The sequence below is a fragment of the Anoxybacillus sp. CHMUD genome, assembly GCF_013096965.1.
Classification (GTDB): domain Bacteria; phylum Bacillota; class Bacilli; order Bacillales; family Anoxybacillaceae; genus Anoxybacillus; species Anoxybacillus kestanbolensis_A.
Map to the genome: position 1 here is coordinate 129,967 of NZ_SDLG01000005.1, position 21,826 is coordinate 151,792.

At 40.4% G+C, this 21,826-nt stretch carries 20 protein-coding genes and 2 pseudogenes; 6 read left to right on the top strand and 16 right to left on the bottom strand.

All coding sequences use genetic code 11. The annotated features are described in order from the left end of the window. Window positions 1-67 precede the first annotated feature (67 nt). The 5 genes from ETB99_RS05295 to ETB99_RS05315 all read right to left on the bottom strand — a co-directional run bounded on the left by ETB99_RS05295 (window position 68) and on the right by ETB99_RS05315 (window position 6,298). The gene (locus ETB99_RS05295; protein ID WP_171700089.1) at window positions 68-2,128 is read right to left on the bottom strand and encodes a GDYXXLXY domain-containing protein; all 2,061 of its coding nucleotides are present in this window, start codon (window positions 2,126-2,128) and stop codon (window positions 68-70) included. A 64-nt stretch (window positions 2,129-2,192) separates the two neighbouring features. After that, the gene (locus tag ETB99_RS05300; RefSeq protein WP_164970107.1) at window positions 2,193-2,963 is read right to left on the bottom strand and encodes an IclR family transcriptional regulator; all 771 of its coding nucleotides are present in this window, start codon (window positions 2,961-2,963) and stop codon (window positions 2,193-2,195) included. Window positions 2,964-3,022: 59 nt separating this feature from the next. After that, a complete protein-coding gene (locus tag ETB99_RS05305; protein WP_171700091.1) occupies window positions 3,023-5,206 on the bottom strand; it encodes a malate synthase G in 2,184 nt (727 codons plus the stop codon). 130 nt (window positions 5,207-5,336) lie between these two features. After that, window positions 5,337-5,540 carry a hypothetical protein gene (locus tag ETB99_RS05310; protein WP_253263550.1) on the bottom strand — a complete coding sequence of 68 codons (204 nt, stop codon included), beginning with the start codon at window positions 5,538-5,540 and terminating at the stop codon, window positions 5,337-5,339. A 170-nt stretch (window positions 5,541-5,710) separates the two neighbouring features. Further along, on the bottom strand, window positions 5,711-6,298 hold the full coding sequence (locus tag ETB99_RS05315) for a cell wall hydrolase (protein ID WP_171700093.1): 588 nt from the start codon (window positions 6,296-6,298) through the stop codon (window positions 5,711-5,713). Window positions 6,299-6,576: 278 nt separating this feature from the next. On the opposite strand from ETB99_RS05315, the gene ric reads away from it, so the two are divergent. From ric to ETB99_RS05340, 5 genes are all read left to right on the top strand, one after another. Continuing rightward, window positions 6,577-7,281, top strand: coding sequence for an iron-sulfur cluster repair di-iron protein (gene ric, locus ETB99_RS05320; RefSeq protein ID WP_077428274.1), 705 nt, complete (start codon window positions 6,577-6,579; stop codon window positions 7,279-7,281). A 133-nt stretch (window positions 7,282-7,414) separates the two neighbouring features. Then, window positions 7,415-7,855 (top strand): MarR family winged helix-turn-helix transcriptional regulator, encoded by a 441-nt coding sequence (locus ETB99_RS05325; protein ID WP_171700095.1) that lies wholly within the window; start codon window positions 7,415-7,417, stop codon window positions 7,853-7,855. 56 nt (window positions 7,856-7,911) lie between these two features. Continuing rightward, a complete protein-coding gene (locus tag ETB99_RS05330; protein WP_171700097.1) occupies window positions 7,912-8,310 on the top strand; it encodes a DoxX family protein in 399 nt (132 codons plus the stop codon). Window positions 8,311-8,321: 11 nt separating this feature from the next. Continuing rightward, complete coding sequence (locus ETB99_RS05335; RefSeq protein WP_171700099.1) at window positions 8,322-9,026, top strand: pirin family protein; 705 nt, start codon at window positions 8,322-8,324, stop codon at window positions 9,024-9,026. A 203-nt stretch (window positions 9,027-9,229) separates the two neighbouring features. Next, entirely contained in the window at window positions 9,230-10,207 is a 978-nt protein-coding gene (locus ETB99_RS05340; RefSeq protein ID WP_171700101.1) for a LacI family DNA-binding transcriptional regulator, read from the top strand. Between the two features lie 21 nt (window positions 10,208-10,228). On the opposite strand, the gene ETB99_RS05345 is transcribed toward ETB99_RS05340, so the two are convergent. The 11 genes and pseudogenes from ETB99_RS05345 to ETB99_RS05395 form a co-directional block, all read right to left on the bottom strand. After that, on the bottom strand, window positions 10,229-11,419 hold the full coding sequence (locus ETB99_RS05345) for an MFS transporter (RefSeq protein WP_171700103.1): 1,191 nt from the start codon (window positions 11,417-11,419) through the stop codon (window positions 10,229-10,231). Between the two features lie 126 nt (window positions 11,420-11,545). Then, a pseudogene (locus ETB99_RS05350) lies at window positions 11,546-12,151 on the bottom strand (formate--tetrahydrofolate ligase); the annotation flags it as partial. Between the two features lie 153 nt (window positions 12,152-12,304). Further along, window positions 12,305-13,480, bottom strand: a complete 1,176-nt coding sequence (locus ETB99_RS05355; protein ID WP_171700105.1) for an RNA-guided endonuclease InsQ/TnpB family protein — start codon at window positions 13,478-13,480, stop codon at window positions 12,305-12,307. Window positions 13,481-13,579: 99 nt separating this feature from the next. Then, a pseudogene (locus ETB99_RS05360) lies at window positions 13,580-13,807 on the bottom strand (formate--tetrahydrofolate ligase); the annotation flags it as partial. Window positions 13,808-13,930: 123 nt separating this feature from the next. Further along, window positions 13,931-14,848 (bottom strand): aldo/keto reductase, encoded by a 918-nt coding sequence (locus tag ETB99_RS05365; protein ID WP_171700106.1) that lies wholly within the window; start codon window positions 14,846-14,848, stop codon window positions 13,931-13,933. A 172-nt stretch (window positions 14,849-15,020) separates the two neighbouring features. Continuing rightward, complete coding sequence (locus tag ETB99_RS05370; protein WP_171700107.1) at window positions 15,021-15,788, bottom strand: YhfC family intramembrane metalloprotease; 768 nt, start codon at window positions 15,786-15,788, stop codon at window positions 15,021-15,023. Further along, window positions 15,785-16,411, bottom strand: coding sequence for an SdpI family protein (locus ETB99_RS05375; protein ID WP_077428254.1), 627 nt, complete (start codon window positions 16,409-16,411; stop codon window positions 15,785-15,787). The genes ETB99_RS05370 and ETB99_RS05375 overlap by 4 nt, the downstream gene beginning before the upstream one ends. Next, window positions 16,408-16,686 carry an autorepressor SdpR family transcription factor gene (locus ETB99_RS05380; RefSeq protein WP_171700108.1) on the bottom strand — a complete coding sequence of 93 codons (279 nt, stop codon included), beginning with the start codon at window positions 16,684-16,686 and terminating at the stop codon, window positions 16,408-16,410. Before ETB99_RS05380 ends, ETB99_RS05375 begins: the two co-directional genes overlap by 4 nt. Before the next feature lie 155 nt (window positions 16,687-16,841). After that, on the bottom strand, window positions 16,842-17,159 hold the full coding sequence (locus ETB99_RS05385) for a YbjQ family protein (protein ID WP_006321821.1): 318 nt from the start codon (window positions 17,157-17,159) through the stop codon (window positions 16,842-16,844). A 111-nt stretch (window positions 17,160-17,270) separates the two neighbouring features. After that, on the bottom strand, window positions 17,271-18,986 hold the full coding sequence (gene cysI / locus ETB99_RS05390) for an assimilatory sulfite reductase (NADPH) hemoprotein subunit (protein WP_171700109.1): 1,716 nt from the start codon (window positions 18,984-18,986) through the stop codon (window positions 17,271-17,273). Window positions 18,987-18,997: 11 nt separating this feature from the next. Then, window positions 18,998-20,779 (bottom strand): assimilatory sulfite reductase (NADPH) flavoprotein subunit, encoded by a 1,782-nt coding sequence (locus ETB99_RS05395; protein ID WP_171700110.1) that lies wholly within the window; start codon window positions 20,777-20,779, stop codon window positions 18,998-19,000. A 136-nt stretch (window positions 20,780-20,915) separates the two neighbouring features. Between ETB99_RS05395 and ETB99_RS05400 the strand changes: the two genes are divergently transcribed. Then, a complete protein-coding gene (locus tag ETB99_RS05400) occupies window positions 20,916-21,797 on the top strand; it encodes a LysR family transcriptional regulator (protein WP_003397454.1) in 882 nt (293 codons plus the stop codon). The last annotated feature ends 29 nt before the right edge of the window (window positions 21,798-21,826 follow it).

Genomic DNA, 21,826 nt, shown 5'->3' on the forward strand with positions numbered 1-21,826 from the left:
TTCCTTGCTGCTTTGAAGCGAACTATCAAAAACACCGCCGTCTTCATACGAGGCGGCGGTGTTATGCTCATTGTTCAGACACTTTCTCTAACAACGCATCTCCTGTCTTACTCACGCGTACATATGCAAAGTGAGCGCGCTGTTGTATGTCTCCCCCTGTTTTTTCAGGGACAAAATACGTTTCAATTCCATAAATGATCGTATCTCCATATATATTTCCGTTTACTAATACATCCCCTTCTTGATACATATCCCCATTTCGTTTTTTTCCATTTAATGAATAAATGCCAACTAATCGATGAATTCCCGCTTCATCCTTTCGTAAAATGACTTGCACTTTTCCCCACTCATTCACTCCTTCAATCGTCGAAATATTGTATTGAAGGCGTACATAATCCCCTTGGATAAGCGAACGTGGATCAATTGGTTCAAGCTGTAATTTAATTTGTTGACCATATTGAAGATGTTGTTCTTTATCAAACGTCACATAGATGATAAAAGCACTTTGCAAAATCATGACAACAAAAAGCGGCAACCATTTTTGCTTTGTAAAAGAAAACGAAATCGCTTTTCTTTTTTGTACGACCGAAGCAACGATCAATAAACATACCCCAACAATCGCTAACGTCATGGATTTATGCAATAAACTGCAAACCCACTCATAATACTTTAGAATCAAAAACAAAAAAGTATATAACCAAGCAATCGATTGTTCCTTTTCATTTGTACGGAAAAAGAGAACAAAGGCAACAAAGCAAAGAAACAGTACGTTCCATACAACATACATCCAATCCATCTCAACTAAATCAGCACTCGTCAATAACAGAAACGAAGTGAATGAAAAAATGAGGAACACGAGTCGCTCATACGTATGTTTTGTAACCCAATAAATAATGCCGTAAAAAACAAATACAGCAAATAACGTGAAACGAATGTCGCTCCATTCATCAAGCATCATCATGGCGAAATAAAGCGAAACAGCGATATTCGTCATCGTTCGCACACCTGCTGGCATACGCCATGAAACAATAAATAATCCAGCGATATATACACTGATTACGATAAAGGAAATCTCTGTTACGCTAAACGCACCGAGCATATATCCAATCGCAAGCAACGTGTAACGAACAACATCGTTCCATCTTTTCCATAACAGCCCAGGAACAACAAATAAAAAAACAGATATACTAAACAACCAATAAGGAGAAAACACATCAAACCAAAACGATAATAACTGCATAATACTTCCAATCGCAATGACTGAAGCAACCCCTGTGACAATAATTTGAAAAGCGACAAGGAAAACTTTTTCTACTTTTCCGTTGCTTCGCCTTTTCATCGAGCGAAGTACATAAATGCCTATATAAACGATGATAGCAGCTAATACAAGCCCAAATATATACCAATTACCCCCAAAATGTCGCTCAACAAAGCGAAAATATTGCACGATCCAAAACATACCTGTGAACAACACAGTACATATAAAATACGGTTGTTTTTTTACATATATTAAAAACAACACAAACATAAAAGCATGTACGTATGGCCAAAAATGAAACCGATCCATGGAAATTCCTTGAACAAATACAACAAATAGCCAACTATGCATCGCGAAATACGATAGAACAGACAAGATGGATGAGCGCCCAAGAAGTGCAATCATTCCATTTATTACAGCAAAAAGCAATAAAATAAAAAACGACTGCCATTCTCCACGTTCAATTTGATACGAAGACGGAAAATAGTAAAACCAAAATGTAAGCTGCAGCAATCCGAAGCTGAATATAGAGAGAAATCGACCGCGAGTAAGCCATGCCAAAATAGCAGTAGGAATAAACCAAATAAAAAACAACAAAAAGCTATCAGCGTGTGAATTATACACTTGCCCAATTAATGCAACACAAATCCCGAACGTAATCGCCCCAAAAATAAGCAACCATTTACTAAAAAAATGATGGCGAAAAACCGTGGCGCTCAGGCTATAAAACAAAATCATAAACCCAGCACCAATCCCGACTTTCGTCAACCGTCCAAGCTCCGGCCAATTCGAAGCAAAAAAATAAACAAGTGCTGAAACGAGAAACAAAAGCCCAAGCAAGTAGGTTGTTTTCACAACACGTTGTGCCATAAAGTGGCCTCCTTAAACTTCGCTTTCTTACTATTATACTATAGTTGGAGACCGCACGTATACGTCATTTATCAATATACCCAAGCCGCTCAGAAATTTGTTTTCCAATCGCTTTCATTTGTATGCGAAGTTGTTCTAGTCGTTCATCCGTCATACGAATCGTCGGCCCAGACACACTGACTGCTGCAACAACTTGCTTTGTGTGATCAAAAATAGGCACAGCTATACAACGGATGCCGTACTCGTTTTCCTCTAAATCAAGCGCATAACCGCGTTTTCGAACACATTCAAGTTCATGAAACAACACCTCTCGCTCTGTAATCGTATAATCTGTATGTGGCGGTAATCCTTTTCTTTCTAAAATGTCCATGACAACGTGCTTTGGTAAGTGCGCTAAAATCGCTTTCCCGACAGCCGTACAATGCATCGGTGCTCGCTTTCCAACTTTCGAATGCATGCGCAACGTTTCATTTCCGTCCAATTTTTCAATATAAATCACCTCACCTTGATCGTACACAACAAGATGCACCACTTCGTTCGTCATTTGTTCTAACTCACGTAAATACGGCTTTGCTTCTTTACGCAAATCAATCGATTCCAACAACTTCGAGCTCATTTCTAAAAATTTATAGCCAAGTTTATAACGCTCTGTTTCTTCATCTTGTTCGATATACCCATGCTCAACAAGCGTTGATAATAACCGATACACCGAGCTTTTATGAATGCCAATTTGCTTAGCAATTTCCGTTACCCCTACGCCATGACGATAGTTGCTTACCATATCGACAATTTGCAATGCTCGGCTGACTGATTTCACAAACGAATCTTCCCTCATTACGTTTCCCACCTTTAACATAATAACGAGGGCACTCGTATAGAATGCCCTCCATCTTACTATTGTTTTACATGTGCATATTTTGCTTTTGCTTCTAAACGACGACGATGTAAGATTGGCTCCGTATAGCCGTTTGGTTGCTCATAGCCTTTAAAAACAAGATCGCACGCAGCTTGGAAAGCAACTGAATTGTCATAATCAACCGACATTGGCCGATATGCTGGGTCGTCTGCATTTTGTTCATCAACAACTTTCGCCATTCGCTTTAGCGTTTCAAGTACTTGTTCTTTCGTACAAATGCCATGATGCAACCAGTTGGCAATATGTTGACTTGAAATGCGCAACGTTGCACGATCTTCCATGAGACCGATGTTATGAATATCCGGTACTTTCGAACATCCAATCCCTTGATCAATCCAACGAACGACGTAACCAAGAATACCTTGTGCGTTGTTATCCAACTCTTGTTGAATTTCCTCTGGTGTCCATCGTGGATGAATCGCGACAGGAATTTGTAATATGTCGTCACGATAATTTTTCATATGTTTTCTCAACTCATCTTGCACTGCAAATACGTCGACCTTATGATAATGGAGTGCATGTAACGTCGCTGCTGTTGGGGACGGCACCCACGCTGTATTCGCTCCTGCTTGCGGATGAGCAATTTTTTGTTTTAACATTTCGGCCATCATATCAGGCATTGCCCACATGCCTTTACCAATTTGAGCGCGTCCTTGAAAGCCTGTCGCCAATCCCACACTAACGTTTGATTTTTCATAGCTTTGCAGCCATGTCGATGATTTCATTTCGTTTTTCCGAATCATCGGACCCGCTTCCATGGACGTATGAATTTCATCTCCTGTGCGATCTAAAAAGCCTGTATTAATAAAAACAATTCGATCTCTTACTTGATAAATACAATTTTTTAAATTCAACGTTGTCCGTCGTTCTTCATCCATTACACCAATTTTAATCGTGTTTCGTTCAAGACCGAGCATATCTTCCACACGATCAAATAATTCGTTCGCAAATGCTACTTCTTCTGAACCGTGCATTTTCGGCTTTACAATATAAATGGAACCTTTTCTTGAATTGACGTATTTTCCATTACCAAGAAGCGAATGCTTCATAATTAACGTCGTCACAACCGCATCTAAAATGCCTTCATACACTTCTTCTCCGTTTTCAAGCAAAATTGTATTGTTTGTCATTAAATGTCCGACGTTGCGTACAAACATAAGTGAGCGTCCTGGCAAGTTGAGCGTTTCGCCGCTTGGCGTTGTATATACACGATCTGGATTTAATTCGCGCGTAACGGTTTTGTTTCCTTTTGTAAAGCTCGCCGTTAAGTCACCACGAACTAAGCCGAGCAAATTGCGATATACAAGCACTTTATCTTCCGCGTCTACTGCGGCAACGGAATCTTCACAATCCATAATCGTTGTTAAAGCTGACTCTAAATAAACGTCCTTAATACCTGCTGGATCCGTCTGTCCAATTGGATGAGTACGATCAATTTGTATTTCAATATGTAGACCGTTGTTTTTTAATAAAATAGCGGATGGTTGTGTTGGCGAACCTTGATATCCGACAAATTTTTCCTCATGTTGTAACGTTGTCGTTTGTCCATCTTTTACGGTGACAGTTAATGTACCATTTACGACAGCGTATTGCACAGCATCTTTATGCGAATACCCACGAAGCGGTACCGTTTCATCTAAAAATTCACGCACATAAGCAATGACTTTCTCACCGCGCACCGGATTGTATCCCTTTATGCGCTCTGCACCATCTTCTTCACTAATGACATCTGTTCCATACAACGCATCGTACAAACTTCCCCAACGGGCATTGGCTGCATTGAGCGCGTAACGTGCGTTTGTAACCGGAACAACAAGTTGTGGCCCCGCTTGTTTAGTAATTTCATCATCGACATTTTCTGTCGTAATTTCAAAGTCCTCGACTTCCGGCTCTAAATAGCCGATTTCCTGTAAAAACGATTTATATTGTTCAAAATCAAACTGTCCGCGATGTTGCTTATGCCATTCATTGATCTTTTCTTGTAATTCATCGCGCTTCGCAAGCAACGCTTTATTTTTCGGCGTTAATTCGACGATAAGCTGTTCAAAATCGCCCCAAAACTTATTTGTATCTACCCCACTATTCGGCAACACTTCATTTGTCATAAAATCATAAAAAATATCAGCTACCTGTAGACGACCTATTTTCACATATTCCCCCATCATCATTCCCCTTTCTTTTGTTGCGTATTACGAAACATGGTTTCAAATTCCTTGAGAATATCATATCATATAAAAACAGAAAATTTCAATAATTTTCTTACAAATAAATGAGGCGGGAAAAGCCCCGCCTTTACTTGTAAATTCCATATTTTATAATATTCACATATTCCTCTAACTCCCGTACAAGCAAATCCCCTTGCCGAATGGGATCATATTGTTTGCGTTTATACAGTTGCATGTACTTATTTAATAATTGTTCCACGATCAACATTGTCATGCGCACGACAGTTTCAGCACATACATTATTACGCAATGCTTCTTTCTGCAGTTTCAATCCTCACCCAGCTTTTATGCTGGGTGCAACACAAGCCTAAACGCAAGTGCACAATACGGAAAAATTTTCAATCTCAAGATATAGACTTAAATCACCAGAAATAAAAAAGGCTGAAAAAGTTCACAGTTCTCGTGAACTTTTTCAGCGCTCTCCACCTACATAGAAAAAAACTATTTCGCAAATACATGGTTTCCAATCACAACTGTCACTTGGCGCGAGCGGATCCATTCGCTTTTCGCCGTCTTTGGATTGTAAAAGTACAATGAACCACTTCCTAAACCGCGAAAAGCAATGGCTTCTTCAACCGCTCGATATGCTTCTCGATCCGCTGGTTTGTTAATCTCGCCGTTTTGTACAGGAGTGAACGCATAATATCCCCCTGAACGCTCATAAATGACTTGGCGAATTGTATTTGGAAAATTCGGATGATCGACACGATTCAACACGACTGTAGCAACCGCCACCTTCCCTGCAAACGGCTCTCCTTTTGCTTCCGCATGAACGAGGCGAGCTAACAAATCTTTATCGGCTTGAGAAATAGGTTGCGGAATACGCAACGCTTCACCAACGAATAAAATATCGGATTGTTTTTGATTGATTCGTTGAAGCTCTAGCAATGAAACATTGTAAGTTTTTGCAATCGTCCAAAACGTTTCCCCTTGTTTTACATAATGAACTGTCGTTTGTGCAGCTACTTCAGTTGTTGAAAAACAAAAAGCTGCTACAAAGACAGAAGCAAGTGCTAGCAATTTCCTCATATTATCCCTCCTAGTCCGTTGCTCGCTTATAAGACTAGCAGGGATTTAGCAATCTATCATTATCTAATTTATGGAAAACACCCGGATCATATGGCGCTCAAAGCCCGAGAAGGTATATGGAAATTTATTCATAAACTATTATACTTTCAATATGAACAGTTTATTTGTCAAAGTTTTTTCCAAAATCACAAGAATTATGTGATGAGCATCACAACAAACAGACAAAAAAGAAGATATGATTACATTGTAAATATCAATACATTTCGGAGGAGAAAATTATGGAAAATATATTCAATGCACAATCGACGGTCGGTGAAATTGTGGTGATGTTCCCAAAAGCGAGCGATTTGTTTAAAGCATATAAAATTGATTTTTGTTGTGGTGGAAATCGTTCCTTATCTGAAGTGCTCGCTGAAAAACAATTAGATATAGAAACAATTTTAAGCGAGCTACAATCACTGTATGAAAAATCGCTCGAAAAGGTAGAAAAAAACTGGATGGAGGCTTCCTATACAAATTTAATCGAGCATATTGTTCAAAAACATCATCATTTTTTAATGGAAGAATTACCACAACTTAGCCCATATGTAACAAAAGTGGCACGCGTTCATGGTCCCACACAACCACACTTAGTTGAAGTGCATAAGCTGTTCAATGAGCTAAAAACCGAACTAGAACAACATTTAATGAAAGAAGAAACAAAAGCATTTCCATTAATCATCCAATTCGAACAATATCCGACAAAAGAAAATGAACAAGCGATGAGAGAAGTTATTGAAGAACTTGTTACCGAACACGATACGGCAGGAGATATCATTAAAGAAATTCGCAAAATCACGAACGATTTTACACCACCTTTTGATGCATGTGGAACGTATCGACTAGTTTACAATCGGCTTGAAACGCTAGAGGAAGATCTATTCACTCATATTCATCTTGAGAATAATATTTTATTTCCGCGCATTCTTGACGAAAGTAAATAAGGAATCATCGGTGCTAGTCGAAAGCGTATGGCTGAACTAGCACCTTATACGATATCCATAAAAACAACTATATTGACAACTTACTTTTCGTAAGTTTATAATTATCTTGAAATCAAGATAAAGGTTGATGCACATGAGCCAAAACGATCAAACATTATCATTAAAACTATTCATTGTCCTTTCTAGAGCACATAAAGCGGTGTCGGAACATGTAAAACATGACATTCAACGTTACGGACTAAACCCAACGGAGTTTGGTGTGCTCGATTTGCTGTATCATAAAGGAGCGCAGCCGATCCAGCAAATCGGTGATAAAATTTTGCTTACAAGTGGAAGCATGACATACGTCATCGACAAACTCGAAGAAAAAGGATATATCGTCCGGCAACGTTGTGAAAAGGACCGCCGCATTACGTACGCTGTTATTACTGAAGAAGGAAAAGCACTAATGGATCACATTTTCCCGCAGCACGCACAAAAAATGTTGGAGATTTTCCAATCTTTGTCCACAGATGAAAAAGAAATGGCGATTCACTTGCTCAAAAAGATAGGTCTTTCATTGTCGCCTTTCTAAAGGCCTATCGCACAACTTTTATCTTGAAATCAAGATATATGAAAGGAGAGATCATCATGATGCACATTGGTATTTTACTTATCCGTCTCGCTGTCGGTTTAACGTTTGTCGGTCATGGCGCGCAAAAGTTGTTTGGATGGTTCGGGGGATACGGCTTAAAAGGAACGGGAGGATGGTTTGAATCGATCGGACTAAAACCTGGAGTGACTATGGCTTTAATCGCTGGATTAGCTGAATTCGTCGGTGGATTATTGTTTGCCCTAGGGTTGTTCACCCCATTTGCAGCTTTGTTGATCGCTGCTACAATGGTCGTCGCTATTGTAAAAGTGCACGCTCCGAACGGATTTTGGGTCACTCAAAATGGCTTTGAGTACAACTTTATTTTGATTGTTGTTGTGATCGGCATTGCTCTTATCGGCGCAGGCGACTACTCAATTGATGCACTTATAAAATAAGGAGGCACACCATGATTCACGTATATCCTGCACATGAACGATTTGAATCAAACCACGGTTGGTTGCAAAGTTATTTTAGTTTTTCATTTGCTGAATATTTTGATCGAAACAATATGAACTTTGGCCCATTGCGCGTATTTAACGATGATATCATCGCGCCACAACGTGGTTTTGGAGCTCACCCTCATCAAGAAATGGAGATTGTGACAGTCGTCTTAAAGGGACAGCTCGAACATCGCGATAATCTAGGCAATCATCGCATCATTTCGTTCGGTGAAGTACAACGAATGACAGCTGGAACAGGTATTGTACATTCAGAAATGAATCCATCTGCTACAGAAGAAGTCAATCTGCTACAACTTTGGTTTCTACCTGAAGCACGCGGTCTTACCCCGTCATATGAACAAGTTTCATATGATATTGAAAAAATGAAAAATCGTTTATTACCTATTGTTTCGAAAACACAAACAGGTGATCAAGTTGCTTACATTCATCAAGATATAACGATGTATTTATCCGATTTAGAAAATAATCGGCACATAACATTCCATCAACAAGAAGGACGTCGCATATACCTGTTTGTTATTGAAGGAGAACTCGTATTAAATGATGATACAATGTTACAACGTCGCGATGCTGCGCGTATAACAGATATAACAACATTACACATCACATCGAAAACAGATAGCCGATTTATGCTGATTGATTTACCATAGTTGCCAGCTTGCCCGCTTAAGTGGGCAAGCTAAATTTAACATTATTCTCCATTTTAATGTTCCGCTTCCATCATGACAATCCACGTAAATAAATCCATATCGTTTTGAAAACTCACCTGTTGAAAAAATATGAAACTTTTTACAAACTCACAAAAAAAGGAGTAAAATATGACATATATGTGATCAAAAAAGCAGGTGAAAGTATGGCAAATATTCGTGAAATCGCAAAACGGGCAGGTGTTTCTGTATCAACCGTATCTCGTGTGCTCAATGGCTATCCATATGTCAAAGAAGAAAAACGAAAAGCTGTATGGGATGTCGTTCATGAATTAAACTACAAAAAAAATATTAATGCCGTTCACTTATCAAAAGGAAAAACAAATATTATCGGGGTTATGTTACCGACCATCAATCACCCCTATTTTAGCATGATTGTAGAAGGAATTGCGGAAGAAGCATTGCGATATGGATACCATCTTCTCTTTTTTCAAACAAACTATGACATACATAAAGAATTAGAAGCGCTCGAAATGTTACGTGTCAAGCAAATGGATGGTCTCATTATTTGTTCGCATACCATTCGTCTCGAAACCATTGCATCCTATGCAGATGATGGTCCAATCGTTTTATGTGAAGATACATCAGAGCCGCATCTGTTTTCCGTATACATCGACCATTACCATGCCTTTGCGCTTGGAATGGATTACTTAATAAAAAAAGGACATTCAAAAATCGGATATTGTCTTAGTCGGCCAACGAGCATCAATAGCCAAAAGCGGATGGCAGCCTACAAAGATGCGCTTCAACGCATACATGCCCCGATTCGTCCCGATTGGATGTTTCATCATTGTTTGCATATGAATGACGGGAAGCGAATTGTATCTACTATTCTTTCTCTCGAGAAAAAGCCAACCGCTCTACTCGTCGCTAGCGATCAAGTTGCTGCAGGAATTGTTTTATGGGGAAAAACGTATGGATTACATGTTCCAAACGATTTAGCTATCGTTAGTTTTGATAACCATCCTATTTCAGAAGCGTTGCATATCACGACAATTGAGCTACCTCTTTCGCTCATGGGAAAAAAAGCTTTCCAGATGATATACAACCATTTCATAAACGAAAAGACAGAACCGAAAAAAGAAAAAATGCCCGTTCGTTTGATTGAACGAGCATCAGTATAGTGGCAAGCTTCCCGCTTGCCACTATGCTTCTTTCGGCAACCAAAATGTCAACACGCCAAACAAAGGAAGAAAGCTACACATAACCATAAGTGTTTTTAGCGTATACACGTCTGCAATTTTTCCGAGTGCAACCGCTCCAAGCGCCCCCATCCCAAACGCAAGACCAACAATTAATCCTGAAGCCATCCCAACATTTCCTGGAAGCAATTCTTGTGCATAGACGACAAACGTAGCAAAACTAGACGATAAAATAAAGCCTGTAACAAAAACAATTGGCAAAACAAAATGAAGTGGCACATATGGCAAAATGAGCGCAAACGGTGCCGTACCGAGCGTGGATGCAAAAATTAAATTTCGTCTCCCAAATCGATCAGCAAGCGGACCGCCAAAAACGGTACCGATCGCTCCAGCAATCATAAAAACAAACAAATAAAGTTGCGCTTGACGAATAGAAATACCGTAATACTTCATTAAGTAAAACTGATAGTAATTCGAAATTCCTGCATAATACCATGAGCGTGCAAATACTAAAAGAACTAGGAGAATAAGTGCAAATATAATCTTTTGACTTATTTGTTTCTTTTCTTCCATCGTTTCCTTTCGGCGTTCGTTCACTTGATGCAATTGAACAGCATACCACTTCGACACCCAAAATAAAACAACCATCCCAAGCGCCGCAACAATGACAAACCAACTTGCCCCTTTTTGACCGAACGGAACGAAAATGAGGGCGGTGAATAGCGGAGCAAGGGCATTCCCTGTATTGCCACCGAGTTGGTAAATGGATTGAGCGAATCCTCTTTTCGCCTGTGCAGCAAAATAAACGACACGTGAACCTTCTGGGTGAAATACAGCTGAGCCTAATCCGATAAATAAAACGGATAATAGAACAAAGAAAAAATTAGGCGCGAACGCCAACCCGATCATCCCTAACATGCTCGCTCCCATGCCGAGCGGCAAAAAACTCGGCGATGGATAGCGGTCGGAAAACAATCCGACAACCGGCTGTAAAATAGAAGAAGTCATGTTCAGGGTAAATGCAATCCAACCAATTTGTGTATAGGACAATTTCATTGACGACTCTAAAATCGGAAATAAAGCCGGAACAACAGCTTGCATCGCATCATTTAGCAAATGACCAATGCTAATAGCAATTAAAATCGGATACACGACAGTTTGCATATTTGCACGTTGTTCAACACTTGCTTGCATTTTCCTCTCTCCCTATAAAACAAATGGAATACTTACATTATAATACCTTCTGCCAACATTTCAATTTTTTTGCTTACTCATAAAAAGCGCCTCATCACACAGATGAGACGCTACCTCATTGCTCACTTAGAAAAGTCCGCGTGCGTTTCCATGTTCGTCGATATCCATTTGAAGCGCTGCTGGTTGTTTCGGCAAGCCTGGCATCGTCATGACATCCCCTGTTAAGGCAATGAGGAAACCTGCGCCAATCGATGGTTTTAATTCGCGCACCGTAATCGTGAAATCAATTGGTCGCCCGAGTTTTGATGGGTCATCGGAAAGCGAATATTGCGTTTTCGCCATGCAAATCGGGAGCTTGTCCCACCCAAACGATGTAAATTGTTCGATTTGCTTTTTCGCCTTGTCAGAAAAAGAAACGTCGCTTGCACCATAAACATCGCGCGCGATTTTTTGAATTTTATCCGTAATCGGTTCATCTAATTCGTATAACGGAGTGTACGTGCTTTTTGTATTTTCGATTACTTCTAATACTTTATGAGCTAAATCAATTCCGCCATCCCCACCTTTTTCCCATACTTCCGTTAACGATACAGGATATTCTTTTTCTTCACAAAATGTCGTTAATGCTTGAATTTCTTTATTTGTATCCGTAATAAAACGGTTAATAGCAACGACAAACGGCAAACCAAACGCTTGAATCGTTTCAATATGTTTCTCTAAATTGGCTAGTCCGTTACAGAAAACTTACAAGACTTTATAAGAAACTTATAAAAGTCTATGTTTCCTTCCTTGTTCATCGCGCCCGATTTCGCGAAACGCTACTCTCGTTTCTTTGACGCTCCGAAGGCTTCACTTCCCCACTAACGTATGGGTACATGTTGCGCTTTACTTGGCATAGTTTTTCAAGTTGATGCTTGCGTTGAGGTCGCGATCCATTTCTATCCCGCAAGCTTCACAGCGGTACGTCCGTTCGGATAAAGAAAGCTTCTCTTTTACATGACCGCAACGGCTACACTTTTTGCTTGACGGATAAAACCGATCCGCCACGATCAACTCGATCCCATGCCATGCACATTTGTACATCATTTGCCGCTTGAACTCGTGGAATGTTTGTTGTTGAATCGATTTCGATAGCTTCCGATTTTTTAACATGCCACTTGTATTCAAGTCTTCCATCACGACATACGCTGGCTTGGTTTTCACCAACGTCGTGGTGATGTGGTGGGTATAGTTTAGCTGGGTATTTTTTATCCTTCGGCGTTTTTTCAAAACAAGGAATTCTAGTTTCTTAATGTTTTCCGTTTTTCTGTAACGGAATTCCCCCCTTTCTGTTTGGATTTTGTTCATTTCATATTTTCGCGATATTTTTCTTTGCATCCGCTTCATTTGTTTTTCAAGCTTTTTCACTTGAGGCATGTGATGGATGTTAGGAAACGTCATCCCATTGCTGACGGTAGCGAACGATTTTACTCCCAAATCAATACCAATGCCTTCGTTGTACGTTTCATGTTTCACTTCCGCTTCCTCTACACCGACCGTTAAAAACCAATGAAGCCCGTCAAACACGATGCGCGGATTGACATACTTTATATGTGCACCGTGAGGAATACGACCTCTTTCAGCAAGACGGATCCAATTGAATTTCTGTCTATTTTTCTTTTTCGAAGGCGTCAGTTTCTCTAGTTTCACATGCGTGTCGGTGATTTTGATTTTGGCGGTGTCTTGATAAAAACTTGGGCGTGTTCGCTTTTTTGTTTTAAACTTCGGAAACTTCGCCCGTCCTTCAAAAAAGTTTTTGTAAGCTTGACACGCATCTTTGATCGCTTGTTTTGTGATGTTGTTTGAGAATTGATTGAGCCAACTGTACTCTTTCGTTTGTTTGAGCTGCGTTAATCTTTTTCTTAGTTCGCCATCACTTAAAAATTTGCCACCTTGTTTATCATTTTCTTGTTGTTGCGCTAATGCAAAGTTATACGCCCATCTGGCAACACCTGCGCATTGAAAAAGCTTCGTCTTTTGCTTATTGTTGGGCAGAAGCATGACTTTGTACGTGCGAATCATCTTCTCCCAGCCCCTTTTTGACTTTTTTCATATAAAATGATCATCAGATTTTTATAAAATTTTTATAAATATTTATACATTTATCATGAACAGTCAAAAGCCTTCTCCCGCTGGCGTTGGATTAATGGAAGTCACTAAGATGACTTTACCATCTTGTTTCGTCGCCAGTCGTCTCATCGCCTGAAGCGAAATTTTTGCTTTGTAATGTCCATACGGCTCGAGCTCTTCTTCTAACAAATCAAGTTCACTTGCAATATCTTTAATGCGCTTTAAATTCGTTTCTTGGGCAATTTCAATGTCCGTCTTTACTTTCGTCGTCGTTGTCATCGTTCAGTCCCCCAGTATGAAAATAATCCTCCCTTATTTTAGCACGGTGGTATGAAAAGATGACAGAACTTAAGCAATGAAAAAAACACTTTTTCGGCAACTGCCAAAAAAGTGTTTTCGTCATTACGGCAACCGATGACCTGCCGCACGATAAATCTCGTACCACTCTTGTCGAGAGAGTTGCACATGGCTTGCTTGGCAAATGTCTTTTAAGCGAGCGGAGTTTGTTGTGCCAACGATCACTTGCATGTTCGCTGGATGGCGCAAAATCCAAGCAACGGCAATGGCTGACTTGCTTACTCCTTTTTCCTCCGCTAGCCGTCCAAGTACTTCGTCAACTTCCGGAAATTTCTCGTTGTCAATAAACACTCCTTCAAAAAAGCCGTATTGGAACGGGGACCACGCCTGTATCGTAATATGTTTGAGACGGCAATATTCTAAAATATGTCCGTCGCGGTTAATCGCCCCGTCAAATAGCGTATTCGCTTGAATGCCACTTGTCACTAAATTCGCATGCATAATACTAAACTGCATTTGGTTCGCGATAATCGGCTGGTTGACATGTGCTTGCAATAACTCGATTTGCATACTATTGAAGTTGCTCACCCCGAAATGATGGACTTTTCCACTCGCATGTAGACGATCAAACGCCTCTGCTACTTCTTCTGGCTCCATCAGTGTATCCGGCCGGTGTAAAAGCAACATGTCTAAATAATCGGTTTGAAGTCGTTTCAATATGCCATCGACCGATGCCAAAATATGCTCTTTTGATAAGTCATAATAACCATCACGAATCGAACATTTGCTTTGAATGCGGATGCGTTCGCGCAAATGCGGGCGGGAAGCAAGCACTTCACCAAACAGTTCTTCACAACGCCCTTTTCCATAAATATCTGCATGGTCAAACATCGTAATTCCTGCTTCAATCGCTTCGTCTATATACCGCGATAGCTCAGAAACAGACATTCCCGAAATTCGCATGCACCCTAACACAATTTCTGAGGCTATTAGCCCAGAGTTACCAATGTTTATTTGTTTCATTTGTCCATCCTCCCTTTTTACTTTCGCTTTGAAGCTGCTTCTATGGCGAACTGTGCTCCGATTAACTCAATAACACATAAAATAAAAATATACAATATACCCATAAAATTCTCCTCCCTTATGCCTTTGACACGAGCATAAGGTATGAAACGCGTTTCGATGCAATATGTTTTTAAAATTTTTCTGCTATACGTCGAATGAAGACAAGTGAAGCGATTGCGAAAAAAGCAAAGATTGTTTCGATCACCCAAACATTCGAAATGATTTTCACTTGATATAACGCAGGGACTACATCAATTAACGTATGAATCAAAATCGCATACACCACATAACGGAATTGTCCTTTCCGAACCCCGTATAAAACAAGAAGAGAGAGCGCCACATGGATAGCGATTGCAAAGATCCGCTCTATACCACCTAATACATACATCCAATCCGGCTGATTCAACATCGATTGAATCATGTCGATTTGCGTAGCTGGAAGCGAGGCAGCAACTTGCTCAAAATCACCTGTTTGAACGAGATGAGAAATGACCATCATGTTCACAGCGCTAAAAGCACCAATTAGCACAGCTTCCATTCCTCCATGTCCTAAGCCAAATGATAGCCCGTCCCCATACGATCGATTGTTTTTTAACATGAAACGAAATCCAACATATCTCCCTATCTCTTCAAATACTCCGGCTGCTAAAGCTCCGTAAGCGACAAACGCCCAAACGCTACTTGTTCCTTTTAGTGATGTGCCGCTCGGATCAATTACGAGAAAGTGAAGCATCTTCTCTAACACTTGTGAAAATAAAACAAAAATAAGCAAACCGACACCGAACGCTTTCCAAGAAAGCCATCCTTTTTTTCGTCCATATATGATAAGTGCGAAAGGAACAATCAAAGAAAGAAACAACTGAATAGACATCCCAACCAAATCGATCTCCCCTTTCATTTACGCGAAAATAAATACGACTGGATAAACAAATACATCGTGCCACCAAATACGATGATCATAAGAAAAATAAAGCGCCACACACTTGTTACAAATATCGTGAACATAATCAATACACCCATGATAACAAACACTTTTCCACCGACACGGTGCGTTTTTTGCCAAACTACTTCATTTTCTAACGTCCAAGGGGTGCGAATGCCGATAAAATAGTTTGGTTTGATTTTTGGCATATAATTGCCAAGGACAATAAATAAAACACCCACCCCGATAGGCACAACAATATCAACTTGCACAGGAAACCCGAGATTATATGCGAGCGTCACCACATGTATGCTAAATAAAAACAAAATAAATACATGTAAAAAAATACGATATACTTTTTCAAATTTCTCGTAGTTTTCTTTGCGTGGATCCACTTTCGGCAAAAAGACGATGAGAGCAACAATTCCTGTTAACAAAATCGGTAATAATAACGCGCCCCACCATTTGTTTGTAAAGCCGTCAGCTTCCCCTGCAGCATTCCAATGAATCGCTACTTCACTTGGCAAAAAAGGGATCGCTAATAAGCTCAATACATAGCTGCATGCAATGAGAATAATAATAAATAAGTGCTTTTTCATGATTCATCACCTTCTTTTTGTAATATGTCATAAAACCAGCTCATTAAATCTTGGAACACCGTTGTGTTTAATGAATAATAAATATGCTGACCAACTCGGCGAGCTTCCACTAAGTCGGCTTGCTTTAATATTTTTAAATGATGGGAAACGCTCGGCTTTTGCATATCGAAATGTTCAGCAATTTCCCCTGCTGTTAAATCTCCTTTTTTTAATAGTGATAAAATTTTCCTACGATTCGGATCAGCAATCGCTTTAAACGCCTCGTTAAATGACATTTTTTCACCCACTTTCTTTTAGATATTTAGACAAATTTCTAAATATCATCCAAAAAAATAGACATTTAGATAAATTTCTAATTACATAATATACAAATTCACACTTGAAATCAAGTAAAAAGAAGAAGCTGCTCGAGCTTCTTCTTACATCCCTACTATTCCTTCAACTTCACCGCTGTACCTGTCGCAATGCACATCATCATTCCGTCGCGCAACGTTTCAAAATCAAGATCGACGCCGATCACTGCATTTGCTCCCATATTGCGCGCCTTTTTTACCATTTCTTGCACGGCCATCTCCCGTCCCTCAGCTAACTTACTTTCATATGTCCCACTTCGACCGCCAATAATGTCGGTAATGCTCGCCAAAAAATCGCGGACAACGTTAGCTCCTAAAATGACCTCACCAGACACTAAGCCGAGATATTGCTCAATTTGTTTTCCTTCAATGCTATTTGTTGTTGTAACGATCATGTCGATTACCCCTTTCTGTAAATAAAATGAGCCCCTTTATTATATTCTCCACCGTTCAAAATCATCCTTTTTTACAAACAAATCGGCTCTCCCAACGGAAAGACGATTTGTTTAATCATGAAAGTTCGTTCCATCTGTTACTTCTTTTACGATACCGACGCGAATGACAAAGTCGCCAAAACGTTCACCATCAAAGCGTTCTTTTGCATAACGAGAAAGAAGCATACGAAGTTCGGATAAAATTTCTTTTTCTCCGATATTTTCACGATATAATTTTCCAAGGCGACTGCCGTCAAACGCTGCTCCGAGATACATATTATATTTACCAACGGATTTGCCGATAAATGCAATTTCTCCAAGCACATGACGTGCACAGCCGTTCGGACAGCCGGTCATGCGAATCGTGATTTCTTCGTCGTGAAGCCCGTTTTCTTCGACAATTTCCTCAATTTTATCAATGAGTGTCGGCAAGTATCTCTCCGCTTCTGCCATCGCTAATCCGCATGTTGGCAACGCCACACAGGCGAGCGAGTTACGGCGAAGCGCACTATAATGTTTCCCATCTGTTAATTTGTATTGCTTAATAAGCGTATCAATTTCTTCTTTTTTCTCACTTGGCACATTGGCGATGACTAAGTTTTGGTTCGCAGTCAAGCGAAAATCGCCCGTATGAACTTTCGCAATTTCTCGCAAGCCTGTCATTAACAAATAATCATCCGTATCTTTCACTCGACCACCTTCGACAAATAGGGTAAAATGCCATGTTCCGTTTACCCCTTCAACCCAGCCGTAGCGATCGCCATTATGTTCAAAATGATACGGGCGCGCTTCTTCTAGCTCAAAGCCGAGCCGGCGCTCTAATTCTGCTTTGACAGCTTCAAGACCTAACCGATCAATCGTATATTTAAAACGGGCGTGTTTTCGTACGGAGCGATTGCCGTAATCGCGCTGAATCGTGACAACTTTTTCGGCGACATCAATAACTTGTTCAGGTTTACAAAAACCGATCACCTTTGCTAGCTGTGGATATGTCGTACGGTCGCCATGCGTCATTCCCATTCCACCGCCGATCGCCACGTTAAAACCAACGAGCTTTCCTTGTTCAACAATAGCGATAAAACCAAGGTCTTGCGAAAACACGTCGACATCGTTTGACGGTGGAACAGCGATACCAATTTTAAATTTTCGAGGTAAATAAAGCGCCCCGTAAATTGGTTCTTGCTCGACTTCCGGCGTTCCTGCCACTTTTTCTTCATCGAGCCAAATTTCGTAATATGCTCTTGTTTGTGGTAATAAATGGTCACTTAACATTTTTGCCCATTCATACACTTCCGCATGTATTTCTGACTGATACGGATTCGGGTTACACATGACGTTTCGGTTCACGTCACCACATGCCGCTAACGTTGTCAATAGCGCATCATTAATCGCTTGGAGCGTTTTTTTCATATTCCATTTCAATACGCCATGAAACTGAAACGCTTGCCGTGTTGTAAGCTTTAATGTCCCGTTGGCGTATTTTCTTGCTAGTTCATCCATCACAAGCCACTGTTCTGGTGTTGCTACTCCACCTGGCGTACGAACGCGAATCATAAATTGATATGCAGGTTCTAACTTCTGTTTTTGCCGCTCTGCTCGTAAGTCGCGGTCATCTTGTAAATAACTTCCATGAAATTTCATTAGTCGATTGTCGTCTTCCGGAATACCAGCAGTAATACGGTCTTCCATCGTTTCTTTTAACGTGCCGCGCAAATAGTTGCTCTCCCGTTTAATGCGCTCAACATCGCTTGGCGGTCCATCTGGTGGTGTTAATACAAACTTTTCCATTCATATCCCCCCTAATATACATCGCGCTGATATCGTTTTTGTTTTTGCATCTCAGCTATATACGCTTCTGCTTGTTCGCTTGTCATGTTTCCTTCTTTTTCAATCACATGAATAAGCGTTTGATGTACATCGCGCGCCATATGCTGCTTATCACCACAAACGTAAACGACAGCTCCATCTTCAAGCCAGCGGAACAGCTCCTTGCTTCGTTCTAGCATGCGATGCTGCACGTACACTTTTTGATCTGTATCGCGCGAAAAGGCGACGTCCATTTTCGTCAGTATGCCATTTTTTAACCACGCTTGCCACTCTGTTTGATAGAGGAAATCCGTCACAAAATGTTGATCGCCAAAAAATAGCCACGACTTCCCTTTAGCCCCTATTGCCTCGCGCTCTTGCAAGAAACTACGAAACGGCGCAACCCCTGTACCTGGTCCAATCATAATAATTGGTGTATTCGCATCTTTCGGCAGTTTAAAGTTCGGATTGTGATGAACGAACACCGGAAGTTGATCACCAACGTGTAAACGTTCCGCACAAAACGTCGAACAAACACCTTTACGTAAACGTCCGTGCGCTTCGTAACGCACTGCACCAACGGTGATATGCACTTCTTCTGGATACGCCGCTAAACTGCTTGCGATTGAATAGAAACGGGGTTGAAGCTTCCGTAGAGAAGACACAAACTGATCTGGCGACATATCCCACGGACCGAAATCGCGAAGAACATCGAGCACATCGCGCCCTTTCATATATTCCTTTCTTTTCACTTCTTGCTCAGAAGAAAGGAGCACATGAAAATCTGGATGGCGTGAGAACGAAACAAGCGATTGCAATAATTGCTCAGTTAAGACGGTAATTTCTAATCGGGAAAGCAGCACTTCGCGTAACGGTTCTTCTTTTCCTTCAACAGAAACCGGTGTGTCTGGATTCCATTTCATTTCTTGAATAATGAGATCGACAAGTTCTGGATCGTTTTTCGGGAAAACACCAAGCGCATCGCCTGGTTCAAACACAATACCTGATCCTTCAAGCGATAATTCAATATGGCGTGTTTCTTTGTTCGAGCCGCGTCCATTTAAATTGATATTTTCTAATACTTCCGCTTGAAACGGATGCTTGCGCGAGTAGTTAGAAACAGGTTTCACTTGCGACTGCTGGGGAAGGATGGTGACGGAACCCCCACCTTGCTTATTCAACTCACTAAGCACCCCATCAAGCCACTTCGCCGCTGCTTCCTCATAATCGACATCACAATCAACGCGTTCGTATAACCGCTCTCCTCCGAGTTCTTTTAGCCGTTGATCGAAGTCTTTTCCTGTTTTACAAAAATGTTCATACGACGTATCGCCAAGCGCCAATACCGAGAAGCGCAGATGGTTAAGTTTTGGTGCGCGCTTGCTATGGAGAAATTCGTAAAATGATAAAGCATTATCTGGCGGTTCCCCTTCACCATACGTGCTAACGACAACAAGCAACGTGTCGATTTTTTTTAAGTCGTTTGGTTTGAAATCAAGCATCGATAAAACATGAACATGAAACCCATGGCTTTTGAGTACTTCTCCAGTTTTTTCCGCCAATTTTTGTGCATTTCCTGTTTGTGAGCCGTAAAGGATCGTTATTTCTTTCGATACGTGGGCTTCTTGCTGTACCGCTGTGCTCGCAAATTCGGTAGCAGCTAAATATCCGCTTAACCAAAGCTTTTGCGCTGGCGTTAATGTCGGCCAAAGTCGGTTGAGCAAGTCAACTTGTTGTTCGTTAAATGGGCTATTCGTCACTTGAAACGGCAACATCTTTCACCTCTCGTTTTTCTACTATTCCTATAAATCAAGTATGTTTTATTTGACTTTACCGCAAAAAATAAAATTAGTAAAATAAATATAAATTATCAGAACTATTTATTTTTTTAATGATTAAGGGGCGATAGCTGTGTACGACGAATTAAAAACATTTATGACTTTAGTAGAGGTGAAAAACTTCACAAAAACTGCGGAAATTCTCCATCTATCCCAACCAAGCGTCAGTTTGCACATTAAAAATTTAGAAAAAGAATTTCAAACGAAACTATTTATTCGTTCGCCAAAAAAACTACAAGTGACAGCGACTGGCGAATTACTTTACGATCGAGCTAAAAAAATGATTGCCTTGTACGAACAAACAAAACAAGATATTTTAGAATACCACGATTGTGTGAAAGGAACGTTGAAAATCGGGGCTAGTTTTACGATCGGGGAATATGTGCTTCCTTCTTTTTTACTTTCTTTACAAGACGATTATCCAGAACTACACTTCGAAGTGATGATTGGCAACACGAAGGAGATCGTCGAGCTTGTCCGTTCATATGAAACCGATATTGGCTTAATTGAAGGGCAAACGAACGAAAAAGAATTGGCTGTTTATCCATTCATGCAAGATGAGCTTGTCATCGTGGCTTCAAACGATCACCCGCTCGTTCACAAACAAGAAGTATGTATAAGCGATCTACAAAATCAAATATGGATTACGCGCGAATTAGGCTCTGGCACACGTGAATACTTTAACCATTTTATTCGTTCAAATGGATTAAAAATTAAATCGCTCATGATCATCAGCAGCAATCAAGGAATTAAAGAAACGCTAATGCGTGGAAATGGATTAGCCTTTCTTTCGCGCCATGTAATTGAGCGCGAATTAAAACAAGGTCACTTATCGATCGTCTGTTTAAAGCACCCCCCTTTTTACCGAACGTTTTCTTATCTTTATGCACCGACAATGAAAAGCAAAAAAATTGTTCATTTATTTATTGATTTTCTCGAACGAAAAAAGATGTAACGAGCACGGCTATCCTGCTCTGTTACACC

Bases quoted from the DNA above. Each gene is read 5' to 3' on its own strand.
- ETB99_RS05295 (WP_171700089.1), bottom strand. From the start codon at position 2,128: ATGGCACAACGTGTTGTGAAAACAACCTACTTGCTTGGGCTTTTGTTT.
- ETB99_RS05300 (WP_164970107.1), bottom strand. From the start codon at position 2,963: ATGAGGGAAGATTCGTTTGTGAAATCAGTCAGCCGAGCATTGCAAATT.
- ETB99_RS05305 (WP_171700091.1), bottom strand. From the start codon at position 5,206: ATGGGGGAATATGTGAAAATAGGTCGTCTACAGGTAGCTGATATTTTT.
- ETB99_RS05315 (WP_171700093.1), bottom strand. From the start codon at position 6,298: ATGAGGAAATTGCTAGCACTTGCTTCTGTCTTTGTAGCAGCTTTTTGT.
- ric (WP_077428274.1), top strand. From the start codon at position 6,577: ATGGAAAATATATTCAATGCACAATCGACGGTCGGTGAAATTGTGGTG.
- ETB99_RS05325 (WP_171700095.1), top strand. From the start codon at position 7,415: ATGAGCCAAAACGATCAAACATTATCATTAAAACTATTCATTGTCCTT.
- ETB99_RS05330 (WP_171700097.1), top strand. From the start codon at position 7,912: ATGATGCACATTGGTATTTTACTTATCCGTCTCGCTGTCGGTTTAACG.
- ETB99_RS05335 (WP_171700099.1), top strand. From the start codon at position 8,322: ATGATTCACGTATATCCTGCACATGAACGATTTGAATCAAACCACGGT.
- ETB99_RS05340 (WP_171700101.1), top strand. From the start codon at position 9,230: ATGGCAAATATTCGTGAAATCGCAAAACGGGCAGGTGTTTCTGTATCA.
- ETB99_RS05345 (WP_171700103.1), bottom strand. From the start codon at position 11,419: ATGCAAGCAAGTGTTGAACAACGTGCAAATATGCAAACTGTCGTGTAT.
- ETB99_RS05355 (WP_171700105.1), bottom strand. From the start codon at position 13,480: ATGATTCGCACGTACAAAGTCATGCTTCTGCCCAACAATAAGCAAAAG.
- ETB99_RS05365 (WP_171700106.1), bottom strand. From the start codon at position 14,848: ATGAAACAAATAAACATTGGTAACTCTGGGCTAATAGCCTCAGAAATT.
- ETB99_RS05370 (WP_171700107.1), bottom strand. From the start codon at position 15,788: ATGAAAGGGGAGATCGATTTGGTTGGGATGTCTATTCAGTTGTTTCTT.
- ETB99_RS05375 (WP_077428254.1), bottom strand. From the start codon at position 16,411: ATGAAAAAGCACTTATTTATTATTATTCTCATTGCATGCAGCTATGTA.
- ETB99_RS05380 (WP_171700108.1), bottom strand. From the start codon at position 16,686: ATGTCATTTAACGAGGCGTTTAAAGCGATTGCTGATCCGAATCGTAGG.
- ETB99_RS05385 (WP_006321821.1), bottom strand. From the start codon at position 17,159: ATGATCGTTACAACAACAAATAGCATTGAAGGAAAACAAATTGAGCAA.
- cysI (WP_171700109.1), bottom strand. From the start codon at position 18,986: ATGGAAAAGTTTGTATTAACACCACCAGATGGACCGCCAAGCGATGTT.
- ETB99_RS05395 (WP_171700110.1), bottom strand. From the start codon at position 20,779: ATGTTGCCGTTTCAAGTGACGAATAGCCCATTTAACGAACAACAAGTT.